The sequence below is a fragment of the Acidovorax sp. MR-S7 genome (assembly GCF_000400995.2).
GTDB lineage: Bacteria > Pseudomonadota > Gammaproteobacteria > Burkholderiales > Burkholderiaceae_C > MR-S7.
Genome location: NZ_DF238987.1, coordinates 44,036 through 55,417, shown reverse-complemented (window position 1 = coordinate 55,417; position 11,382 = coordinate 44,036). Strand labels below are relative to the sequence as shown.

At 69.3% G+C, this 11,382-nt stretch carries 12 protein-coding genes; all 12 read left to right on the top strand.

What is annotated here, in order from left to right; all coding sequences use genetic code 11:
• The coding region (locus AVS7_RS20710) for an acyl-CoA carboxylase subunit beta (RefSeq protein WP_034691317.1) at nt 1-1,317 on the top strand (1,317 nt) is incomplete at its 5' end.
• Nucleotides 1,314-2,696, top strand: a complete 1,383-nt coding sequence (locus AVS7_RS20705; protein ID WP_024001974.1) for an acetyl/propionyl/methylcrotonyl-CoA carboxylase subunit alpha — start codon at nt 1,314-1,316, stop codon at nt 2,694-2,696. The genes AVS7_RS20710 and AVS7_RS20705, both read left to right, overlap by 4 nt.
• 26 nt (nt 2,697-2,722) lie before the next feature.
• Nucleotides 2,723-2,935: an acetyl-CoA carboxylase biotin carboxyl carrier protein subunit gene (locus AVS7_RS20700; RefSeq protein ID WP_020229977.1), complete on the top strand. Its 213-nt coding sequence runs from the start codon at nt 2,723-2,725 to the stop codon at nt 2,933-2,935.
• A complete protein-coding gene (locus tag AVS7_RS20695) occupies nt 2,932-5,040 on the top strand; it encodes a 3-hydroxyacyl-CoA dehydrogenase NAD-binding domain-containing protein (protein ID WP_020229976.1) in 2,109 nt (702 codons plus the stop codon). Before AVS7_RS20700 ends, AVS7_RS20695 begins: the two co-directional genes overlap by 4 nt.
• Nucleotides 5,041-5,046: 6 nt before the next feature.
• A complete protein-coding gene (locus AVS7_RS20690) occupies nt 5,047-5,448 on the top strand; it encodes a Zn-ribbon domain-containing OB-fold protein (protein ID WP_020229975.1) in 402 nt (133 codons plus the stop codon).
• Entirely contained in the window at nt 5,445-6,617 is a 1,173-nt protein-coding gene (locus tag AVS7_RS20685) for a thiolase (RefSeq protein WP_020229974.1), read from the top strand. Before AVS7_RS20690 ends, AVS7_RS20685 begins: the two co-directional genes overlap by 4 nt.
• 22 nt (nt 6,618-6,639) lie before the next feature.
• Nucleotides 6,640-7,326, top strand: coding sequence for a 3-oxoacid CoA-transferase subunit A (locus tag AVS7_RS20680; protein WP_020229973.1), 687 nt, complete (start codon nt 6,640-6,642; stop codon nt 7,324-7,326).
• Between the two features lie 8 nt (nt 7,327-7,334).
• A complete protein-coding gene (locus AVS7_RS20675; RefSeq protein ID WP_034691314.1) occupies nt 7,335-7,979 on the top strand; it encodes a 3-oxoacid CoA-transferase subunit B in 645 nt (214 codons plus the stop codon).
• A gap of 19 nt (nt 7,980-7,998) precedes the next feature.
• Nucleotides 7,999-8,403, top strand: a complete 405-nt coding sequence (locus tag AVS7_RS20670) for a hypothetical protein (protein WP_020229971.1) — start codon at nt 7,999-8,001, stop codon at nt 8,401-8,403.
• Between the two features lie 22 nt (nt 8,404-8,425).
• Entirely contained in the window at nt 8,426-9,274 is an 849-nt protein-coding gene (locus AVS7_RS20665; RefSeq protein WP_020229970.1) for an alpha/beta fold hydrolase, read from the top strand.
• 50 nt (nt 9,275-9,324) lie between these two features.
• Complete coding sequence (locus AVS7_RS20660; RefSeq protein ID WP_020229969.1) at nt 9,325-10,479, top strand: ABC transporter substrate-binding protein; 1,155 nt, start codon at nt 9,325-9,327, stop codon at nt 10,477-10,479.
• Nucleotides 10,480-10,503: 24 nt separating this feature from the next.
• The gene (locus AVS7_RS20655; protein ID WP_024001971.1) at nt 10,504-11,373 is read left to right on the top strand and encodes a branched-chain amino acid ABC transporter permease; all 870 of its coding nucleotides are present in this window, start codon (nt 10,504-10,506) and stop codon (nt 11,371-11,373) included.
• Nucleotides 11,374-11,382: the final 9 nt, after the last annotated feature.

The following is an 11,382-nucleotide window of genomic DNA, read 5'->3' as shown; positions in this document are numbered from 1 at the left end:
GGGGGCCGCGCGCGCAGGGGGGGGCGCCCCGCCGTGGTGATGGGCGACGACTTCACCGTGCGCGGCGGCGCCAACGATGGCGCCGTGGGCGACAAGATGATCGTGGCGGAGCAGATGGCGCATGACCTGCGCCTGCCGCTGGTGCGCCTGGTGGACGGCACGGGCGGCGGCGGCTCGGTGAAGAACATCGAGCTCAAGGGGCACACGCTGCTGCCCAAGCTCAAGTCCTGGCCCTACATCGCGCGCAACCTGGCCACCGTGCCCGTCGTGGGGCTGGCGCTGGGATCGGTGGCGGGGCTGGGCGCGGCGCGCGTGTCCGCCAGCCACTATTCGGTGATGGTGCGCGATACCGCGCAGCTCTTCGTCGCGGGCCCGCCCGTGGTGGCGCGCACGGGCCAGGTGCTCGGCAAGAACGAGCTGGGCGGCGCACAGATCCACGCGCGCAATGGTGTGGTGGACGACGAGGTCGCCTCCGAGGCCGAAGCCTTCGAGCGTGCGCGCCGCTTCCTCTCGTACCTGCCCGCGTCCGTGCACGAGCTGCCCCCGCGCGCCGAAGGCGGGCGCGAAGCCTCGGCGAACCAGGCGGCGCTGCGCGGCGCCATTCCGGAGAACACGCGCTCGGTCTACAAGATCCGCACCATCGTGGAGACCCTGGTGGACAGCGGCTCGTTCATGGAGATCGGCCGCCATTGGGGCAAGGCCATCGCGGCGGGCTTGGCGCGCATCGACGGCTGGCCGGTCGTCGTCATCGCAAGCGATCCGTACCACTACGGCGGTGCCTGGGACCGCCAGACGACCGAGAAGTACATGCGCATGGTGGACCTGGCCGAGCAGTTCCACCTGCCCGTGCTCAACCTCGTGGACGTGCCTGGCTTCCGCATCGGCCTGGAGGCCGAGAAGGAAGGCGTGATGCGCGCCGGCGTGCGTGCGCTTACCGCCGTGGCGCAGAGCACGGTGCCCTGGTGCACGGTAATCCTGCGCAAGGCCTTCGGCGTCGCCGGAGGCGGGCACCAGAACGCCGAGCGCTTCAACTTCCGCTATGCGTGGCCTTCGGCCCAGTGGGGTTCGCTGCCCATCGAAGGCGGGCTGGAGGTGGCCTACAAGGCCGAGATCGAGGCCGCCGGCGACCCCGACGCAGCGCGCGCGCGCATCGAGGCCCGCGTGCGCAGCCTGACTTCGCCCTTCCGCAGCGCCGAGGCGTTCGTGGTGGAAGACATCATCGACCCGCAGGACACGCGCGCCCTGCTGGTCGAGTTCGCCAACCTCGCCGCGCCGCTGCGCCAAGCCGGCCCGGTGCGCTTCGGGTTCCGTCCATGAGCGAAACCATGCCAGCGCGGGCGTCCCGCTCCATCCGCCGCATCCTGGTCGCCAACCGCGGTGCGGTGGCGGCCCGTGTGATCCGCGCGGCGAAGGCCCTGGGGATCGAGTCCGTCGCGGTGCATTCCAGCGCCGACGAGCGGATGCCCTATCTGAAAGAGGCCGATGCGGCGGTCTGCATCGGCGACGCGCCCGCTTCCGCGAGCTACCTGAACCAGGAGGCCGTGCTGCGTGCGGCCCGGGACACCGGCGCCGATGCGGTGCACCCGGGCTATGGCTTCCTGTCCGAAAACGCGGCCTTCGCCGAACGCGTGGAGGCCGAGGGGCTGTGCTTCGTCGGCCCCAGCCCGCGCTGGATCAAGACCCTGGGCCACAAGACGGCGGCGCGCGCGCTGATGCAGGCGCACGGCATGCCCATGACGCGCAGCAGCGCCCTGCTGCCGGACGACCTCGACGAAGTGACCCGGGTCGCCTGCGGCATGGGTTTCCCCCTCATGCTCAAGCCCGCGAACGGCGGCGGGGGCATCGGCATGCTGCCGGTGCGTGGGGCGGGGGAGATCGCCGCGGCCTGGCGGCAGGCGCAGTCCACCTCGGCCAAGGCCTTCGGCGCATCGGAGCTGTATTTCGAGACGCTGATAGACATGCCGCGGCACGTGGAATTCCAGTTCCTCGCGGACCGCCACGGGCAGGTGCGCTGCCTGTACGAACGCGACTGCTCCGTACAGCGGCGCAACCAGAAGGTCGTCGAGGAGGCGCCCGCGCCGGACATTCCCCGAGACGCTGTGCAGGCCATGGCCCGGCGGCTGGAGGCGATCCTGGCCGGCATCGGCTACGACGTCATCGGCACCGTGGAGATGCTCTACACCCCCGCGACGGGCTTCACGTTCCTGGAGGTGAACACGCGGCTGCAGGTGGAGCACGCGGTGACGGAAGAAGTCACGGGCGTGGACATCGTCGCGGCGCAGATCCGGCTGGCCGCGGGCGAGCCGCTCGCCGCCGTGCTGCCCGCGCCCGTCGCATGCAACGGCCACGCGGTGGAGGCGCGCATCTACGCGGAAGACCCCGTGCGCTTCTTCCCGTCCCCCGGCGAACTCGCCGTGTTCACGCCGCCGGCGGGCGAGGGCATTCGCGTGGAGACGGGCTATGCCGCCGGCACCCGTGTGTCGAGCCACTACGACCCGATGCTCGCCAAGGTCATCGCGCATGGTGCCGACAGGGCCGAAGCGGTCGCCCGGCTGGCCGGCGCGCTGGAGCGCTTTCGCGTCGAAGGCGTGAAAACCAACATTCCCTACGTGCTGCGCGTCCTGCGCGACCCGGCGTTCGCGGCCGGCCAGCTGCACACCCAACTGGGCGCTGCGATCGCATCGCGCCCTCTTTGAAACAACGTCCATCCAGGAGATTTCCCATGCCCACTCTCTGCTCTCCGCTGGCGGGCCGCGTCGTCACCCACTGCACCGCTCCCGACGACAGCGTGTCGGCCGGCGACCCGCTGTTGATCGTCGAATCCATGAAGATGGAGATTCCCGTGGAGGCGGAGGCCGGCGGCACCGTGGTGCGCTACCTGGTCGAGGTCGGCGCGGAAGTGGCCGAAGGCCAGCCCCTGGTGGAACTGCGATGAACGGCGGCTTCGAGCGCCACGGCCGGGTGGCCCTGATCCGATGGGCCAACCCGCCCGTCAACGGCCTGTCGTTTGCGTTGCGCCAGCACTTGTCGGCGGCGCTGGACGCGGCCGTGGCGGATGTGGCCATCGACGCCATCGTGCTCGCGGGCGAGGGCCGCATGTTCTCGGGTGGCGCGGACATCCGTGAGTTCAACACACCACGCGGCGTGGCCGAGCCGACTACGCCCCAACTGATCCAGCGCATCGAGAACCTCGGCAAGCCCGTGGTGGCAGCTATCCACGGCTCTGCGCTCGGCGGCGGCCTGGAGCTGGCTCTGGGTTGCCACTGGCGCGTGGCCGATGCCCAGGCGTCGGTGGCCCTGCCCGAGGTGAAGCTGGGCCTGCTGCCCGGCGGCGGCGGCACGCAGCGCCTGCCCCGGCTCGTGGGCGTCGAGACGGCGCTGGACTGGATCGTCTCCGGCAGGACGGTCAGCGCCACCAAGGCGCTGGAGGCGGGCCTGCTGGACGCGGTGTTCGAAGGCGACTGGCTGTCGCGGGCGATCGCGTTTGCGGCCGGTCTCGATCCCGCGAAGGCGCTGCGGCCCACGGGCGCGCGCGCCGTCACGCCGCCCGCCGATGCGGCGGCGCTGTTCGGCGCCGCGCGCGAGAAGGCGCGCAAGACCGCGCGTGGCCTGGAGGCGCCGCTGCAGTGCATCGCCTGCGTCGAGAAATCGCTCGACGGCCCGCTGCAGGAAGGTCTGGCATTCGAACGGCAGCGCTTCGTCGAGCTCGTGAACGGCACGCAGTCCAAGGCGCTGCGCCACCTGTTCTTCGGCGAGCGAGAGGCAGCCAAGCCGCCGCCCGATGCGCAGGGCGCGGCCCTGCGCCCCGTGCAGCGCGTGGGTGTGATAGGCGCGGGCACGATGGGCGGCGGCATCGCGATGGCCTTCGCCAATGCGGGCTACGCCGTGACGCTGGTCGAGGTCACCGACGCGGCCCTCGCCAAGGGGCTGGAGACGATCCGCCGCAACTACGCGGCCACGGTGGCCAAGGGCAAGCTGGACGCGGCGCAGATGCAGGACCGCCTGGCGCGCATCCACGGCTCCACGGCCATGCAGGAGCTCGCAGAGGCGGATCTGGTCATCGAGGCGGCTTTCGAGGACATCGCCGTCAAGCACGGCCTGTTCCAGCAACTGGACGCCATAGCCAGGCCCGGCGCCATCCTGGCGACCAACACCTCGCGGCTCGACATCAACGACATCGCCGCCGTGACGCGCCGTCCGCAGGACGTGGTGGGACTGCACTTCTTCAGCCCCGCTCACGTCATGAAGCTGCTGGAGATCGTGCGCGGCCGGGCCACGGCGCCCGACGTGATCGCCACGGTGCTGGGCGTGGCCAAGCGCATTGGCAAGGTGCCCGCCGTGGTGGGCGTGTGCGACGGCTTCGTGGGCAACCGCATGGTGAGCCCGTATACGCGCGAGGCGCACTTCCTGCTGGAGGAGGGCGCGAGCCCCGCGCGGGTGGATCAGGCCGTGGAGCGCTTCGGCATGGCCATGGGCCCGCTGCGCATGGGCGACATGGCCGGCCTGGACATCAGCTGGGCCGCGCGCAAGCGCCAGGCCCCTACGCGCCCCAGGCACCTGCGCTACTGCCACATCGCCGACCGGCTCTGCGAGTCGGGCCGCCTGGGGCAGAAGACGGGCGCGGGCTTCTACCGCTACGAGCCGGGCAGCCGCGCGCCCGTGCCCGATCCGGCCGTGGAATCGATCATCGATGCGTGTGCCCGCGAGTCGGGCATCACGCGCCGCGCGATCACCGACGAGGAGATCGTGGAGCGCACCATGTACGCGCTCGTCAACGAGGCCGCGCGCATCCTGCAGGACGGCGTGGCGCGCCGCGGCAGCGACATCGACGTGATCTACGTGAACGGCTACGGCTTTCCCGCCGCGCGCGGCGGCCCGCTGTTCTATGCCGACACCGTGGGCTTGCCCCAGGTGCTCGCGCGCATCGAGGAATTCCACCGCCTCCACGGCCCGCTGTGGGAGCCTGCGCCGCTGCTCGCGCAACTCGTGGCGCAGGGCGAGTCCCTTTCCGGCTACGTGGTGCCCACCGAACCCACCTGAACGACCATGACCGCCATCGCCCCATCCCTGGGCGGCCCCGACGCCGCCTATCTCCACCATCTGGCCCAGGGCCATCTTCGCGTCCAGCAATGCGGCGCGTGTGCGCGGCACGTGTTCTACCCACGGGTTGTCTGCCCGCACTGCGGCAGCGCCGATCTGCGCTGGGTCGATGCCCGCGGCCAGGGCACCGTCCATGCCTGCAGCGTGGTCATGGGCAAGCCCGGCACCGGCACCGACTACGCCATCGTGCTCGTCGACCTGGACGAAGGCGTGCGCATGATGGGCCGTGTGCAGGAGCATCCGCAGGATCAGGTGCGCATCGGCATGCGCGTGCAGGCCCGCATCGTGGAGCAGGACGGCAAGCCGCTCGTGGTCTTCGTTCCCCAAGGCGCGGGAGGTGCGCAATGAGTCTCCAGCAACTGCGCGGCAAGGCCGCCATCGTGGGCGTGGGTCATGCCGGCATCGGCGAGGCGCCTGGCTTCAGCGCCATGGAAATCCTGGGCCAGGCCGCGCTCGCGGCGGTGGCCGACGCGGGGCTCACCCTGCGCGACATCGACGGCCTGGCCACCTGCAGCTCGGCGGCCAGCATGTGGGCGCTGCCGGTGGCCGAATACCTGGGCCTGCGGCCGCAGTTCATCGACAGCACCATGCTGGGCGGCTCCAGCTTCATCGCCCACCTGATGCCCGCGATGCTGGCGTTGGAGAGCGGCCAGTGCAATGCGGTGCTCGTGTGCTACGGCAGCACGCAGAAGACGGGCACGTTCTCGCGCAAGGCCATGTCGGAGGCGTTCCGCCTGATCGACCCGCTGCCCTACGAGCACCCCTACGCGCCGATCCAGCCGCTCACGTCCTACGCGCTGGCCGCGTCGCGCCACATGCACGAGTTCGGCACCACGCGCGAGCAGCTCGCCGAGGTGGCCGTGGCCGCGCGCCGCTGGGCACAGCTCAACCCCGAGGCGGTGATGCGCGATCCGCTCAGCATCGACGACGTGCTCTCCGCGCGCATGGTCTCCACGCCGCTCACGGTGCGCGACTGCTGCCTCGTCACCGACGGCGCGGGCGCCTTCGTGCTCATGCGCGCAGACCGCGCCAAGGCCCAGGTGCCCAAGCCTGTGTACGTGCTCGGCAACGCCACGGCGGTGTGGAACCGGCAGATCTCGTCCATGGAGAACCTCACCGTCACCGCCGCGTCGGAGTCGGGCCGGCGCGCCTTCGAGATGGCGGGCCTCGCGCCCTCGGACGTGGACGTGGTGGGCCTCTACGACGCCTTCACGATCAACACGCTGCTGTTCCTCGAAGACCTGGGCTTCTGCAAGAAGGGCGAGGCCGGCGCGTTCGTGGAGAACGGCGGCATCGCGCCGGGCGGACGGCTGCCGGTCAATACCAACGGCGGCGGGCTCTCGTGCGTGCACCCGGGCATGTACGGCATCTTCCTCGTGATCGAGGCGGTGCGGCAATTGCGCGGCGAGTGCGGTGCGCGCCAGGTCAAGGATGCGCGCATCGCCCTGGCGCACGGCAACGGCGGCACGCTGTCGAGCCAGTCCACGGCGATCTTCGGCGTGGAGGAAACGCTGTGAACGCACCAGGCAAGGAGCCGGCATGCTCAACAAAGTGACTGCCTTGGTGCACGAGGCCGTGCGCGACGTGCGCGACGGGGCGACGATCCTCATCGGCGGCTTCGGCATCTCCGGCGTGCCCACCGAACTCGTCTGCGCGCTGCTCGACCAGGGCGCGCGCGAACTCACCATTGTCAACAACAACGCGGGCAACGGCAAGATCGGCTTGAGCCAGCTGGTGGAAGCCGGGCGCGTGCGGCGCATGGTGTGTTCGTTCGCGCGCTCGTCCAACCCGTTGGAGCCCAACGCCGTCGCATTCGCCGAGTGGTATCGCGCCGGCAGGATCGAACTCGAATGCGTGCCCCAGGGAACGATGGCCGAGCGCATGCGCGCGGCGGGCTCTGGCCTGGGGCCCTTCTTCACGCCCACCTCGTACGGCACCCGCCTGGCCGATGGCAAGGAAACCCGCGTCATCGACGGCGTGGGCTACGTGCTGGAGCAGCCGCTGCACGGCGACTTCGCCTTCGTGAAGGCGCAGACGGCCGACCCCTGGGGCAACCTCATGTACCGCAACGCCGAGCGCAACTTCGGCCCCGTCATGTGCATGGCCGCCCGGGTGGCGGTGGCGCAGGTGGATGCGGTGGTGCCGCTGGGCACGCTCGCGCCCGAGCATGTGATGACGCCGGGCATCTTCGTGCAGCGCGTGGTGCAAGTGGGAGGACAGGCATGAGGGCGAATATCCGGCGGCTCAGCCGCGCCGAGATGGCGGCCAAGGTCGCGAACGACATTCCCGACGGCAGCTACGTCAACCTGGGGATCGGCATCCCCACGCTGATCTCCAAGTGCCTGCCGCCGGGCCGCGACGTGATCCTGCACAGCGAGAACGGCATCCTGGGCATGGGCGCCGCGCCCGCGGGCGGCGCCGCGGACCTGAGCCTCATCAACGCGAGCAAGGAACCGGTCACGCTGCTGGCGGGCGCATCCATCACCGACCACGTGACCTCGTTCGCCATGATGCGCGGCGGGCACATCGACCTGACCGTGCTCGGCGCGTTCCAGGTGTCCAGCCTGGGCGACCTGGCCAACTGGGACACCGGCGCGCCCGACGCGATCCCCGCCGTGGGCGGTGCCATGGACCTCGTGGTCGGCGCGCGACAGGTCTTCGTGGTCATGGAGCACGTGAGCAAGGCGGGCGAGCCCAAGATCGTCACCGAGTGCACCTACCCGCTCACGGGTGCGCGCGTGGTGGACCGCATCTACACGGATTGCGCGGTCATCGACGTCACGGCGCAAGGGCTGGCAGTCCGCTGGATGTGCGAAGGGATGAGCTTCGAGCGCCTGCAGTCCATGACCGCGGCGCCCCTTCTGCCGGGGATCGGCTGAACCACCCGAGCGCAACGGCATGAGCTCACACACCACGCACACCTCCCTGGCCGAGCGGTTCGCGTCCCTCGCGCCGCATGTCAACGCGAACGCCTGCCTCGTGCACCGGGGCCGGGCGTTGACGGCCGACCTCGTCGTCGTCGTCGGCACGGCGCGGTTTCTGCTGCGCATCCACCAGGGCGAAGTCGCCGAAGTCACGCAGCGGTTCGCGCTGTTCCATCCGTGCGCGCTCTTCGTGCAGGGAACGGCCGAGGCCTGGGAGCGGCTCTGGGACCAGGTGCCTCTTCCCGGCTGGCACGACATCTTCGCCCTGCACAAGCGGGGCGAGATGGTGATCGAGGGGGACACCCGGCTGCTGTTCTCGCATCTCCAGTACCTCAAGGACGTGCTGGAAATGCCGCGCCACGTGCCCGCGGGCGCCTGAACCACCAGCGAGGAGACACCAGATGAATGACCGCATCGAGCCCATCGTCGGCCGCTACATCCACGTGGATGTCCTGAGCGAGACGTGCCGCATCTATTTCGAGGAATGCGGCCAGGGCATTCCCTTGCTGTGCCTGCACACGGCCGGCTCCGATGGCCGGCAGTTCCGCCATCTGCTCAGCGACGGCGCTATCACTGGCAAATTCCGCGTCATCGCGTTCGACATGCCCTGGCACGGAAAGTCCTATCCGCCCGTCGGCTTCCACGAGCGGGACTACGAACTCACCACCGAGCGCTACGTGGCCACGATCCGCGCGTTCAGCGCCGCGCTGGGGCTGGACAGGCCGGTGGTCATGGGCTGCTCGATCGGCGGCCGGATCGTGCTGCAGCTGGCGCATGCCCACGGCGCCGAATTCCGGGCGCTCATCGGCCTGGAGAGCGCTGACCACCAGCAGCCCTGGTACGACACGGGCTGGCTCAACCGCCCCGACGTGCATGGCGGCGAGGTCTGCGCCGCGCTGGTGTCAGGCCTGATCGCACCGCAAAGCCCGAGCGAATACCGCCATGAGACCCTGTGGCAATACAAGCAGAGCGGCCCCGGGATCTTCAAGGGCGATTTGTATTTCTACCGCGTGGATTCCGACCTGCGCGGCAAGCTGGGCGGCATCGATACGGCCGCCACGCCGCTCTACCTGCTGACGGGCGAATACGACTTTTCCTGCAGTCCCGAGGACTCGATCCGCACCGCCGAAACCATTCCCGGCGCGAAGGTGACCCTCATGAAGGAGCTGGGGCATTTCCCGATGAGCGAGAACCCCGCGCAGTTCAGGAAATACATCCTGCCCGTGCTGGACGAGATAGCAGCCCTCTGAGCCATGCCGGCACTCCATTCCAACCCCCAACCATCCTCCAGGAGACAACCATGAAAAAAATCCTTGCCGCCTCGCTGCTGTGCGTGGGCTGCGGCGCATTCGCCCAGGAAGAACTCAAGATCGGCGCCATCGTGACGCTGTCCGGCGCGGGCGCCGCCTGGGGCCAGGCCATGCTGTACGCGACCGAGCTGGCCGCCGACGACGTGAACGCCAAGGGCGGCCTCGACGTGGGCGGCAAGAAATACAAGGTCAAGGTCGTCGCCTATGACGACAAGTACCAGGCCGGCGAGGCCGTCACCGCCGCCAACCGCCTGGTGTTCGAGGACAAGGTCAAGTACGTGATCGGCCCCGTGGGCTCGGCCGCCGCGCTGGCCGTGGGCCCGATCATGGAGAAGAACAAGGTCGTCATGCTGACCCTGGGCTTCACCGACAAGGCCCTGGCGGCCGACAAGCCGTTCAGCTTCCGCCCCAACCTGACGACGATGGAGACATCGCAGCCCCAGATCGACTGGATCGTCAAGGCCAAGGGCATCAAGAAGGTGGGCGCGCTGTTCCCCAACGACGAGACCGGCCAGCAGATCGCCCAGGACCTGGAGAAGGCCTACGCCAAGGCCGGCGCGAAGATGGACGCCAAGGAGTTCTTCGAACGCGAGCGCGTGGACATGATGCCGCTGCTCACCCGCATCATGGCCAAGGGCGTGGACGCCATCGAGCTCGACGGCAATGCGCCGGGCACCGCCGGCCTCATCGTCAAGCAGGCGCGCGAGCTGGGCTTCAAGGGGCACATCATCCGCAGCGGCGGCCCGGCCACCACCGAGATCGTCAACGTGGCGGGCGCGGGCGCGACCAACGGCATGCTGGTCAACACGCCGATCGACCCCGCCAATGCGGAGGTCAAGGCCTATGCCGAGCGCTACTTCGGCAAGTACAAGAAGCGCATGAACGGTTTCAGCCCCGCGTTCTACGACGGCACGCGCATGCTGTTCCAGGCCATTGGCCAGGCGGGCAGCACCACCGACACGGACAAGGTGCGCGTGGCGCTCGAAGGCATCAAGGACTTCAAGGGCATCCTGGGCACCCTCAACTGGACGGGCAAGGAGGTCTACGGCTCCAACCACCAGATCAGCGCGCCGTTCTACATCGCGCGCGTGCAGGACGGGCAGGAAGTGGTCGAGAGCACCTGCTCCCTCACTGCCTGCAAGTAAGCACAGAACCTGCTGGGTACCGCCGTGGATTTCACGTTCCTCATTGGTCAGGCATTGACCAATGGCCTCATCATCGGGCTGCTCTACCTGCTGATGGCCATTGGCTTCACACTGGTCTTCGGCGTCATGCGCGTGGTCAATTTCGCGCATGGCGAGTTCTACATGCTGGGCGCGTTCGTCGCCTATGTCTGTGTCACCCGGTTCCAGTTGCCTTTCCTGGTGGCGGTGCTTGCCACCTTCGCCGTGACCCTGGTCGCGGGCTGGCTCATCGAGGTGGTCGTGCTCAAGGGCTTCCGCGGCAACGAGCTCAACGGGATGATCAGCACGATCGGGCTGGGGATGATCCTGCAGAACGGCGCCCTGCTGCTCTTCGGGCCGGATCCGCAGTCCATGCCGCCGGTGGCCGAAGGCGTGGTGTCCCTCGGCCCCATCATGCTGCCCATGTCGCGGCTGTACGTGGTGGCGTTTTCCATCGCCGTGCTGGCGCTGCTCTACCTGTTCCTCATGCACAGCAAGGGCGGGCGCGCGCTGCGTGCCGTGGTGCAGGACACCGAGATCGCCAGCGCCCAGGGCATCCGCTCGCACCTCATGTATCCGCTGGGCTTCGGCATCGGTGTGGCGCTGGCTGCCGTGGCGGGCGCGCTGATGGCGCCGGTGTTCTCGGTCTCGCCGAGCATCGGCTCGACCCCTCTGCTCAAGGCCTTCATCGTGGTGATCCTCGGCGGGCTGGGGAGCATTCCCGGCGCCGCGCTCGCCAGCCTGCTGCTGGGCGTGGTGGAGAGCGGGGCCAACACCTTCATGTCCAGCGCTATGTCCGACATGCTGCTCTTCGGCTTCGTGATCCTGATGCTGATCTTCCGCCCCTCGGGCCTGCTCGGAAAGTCTGGACGCTGACGCCATGCA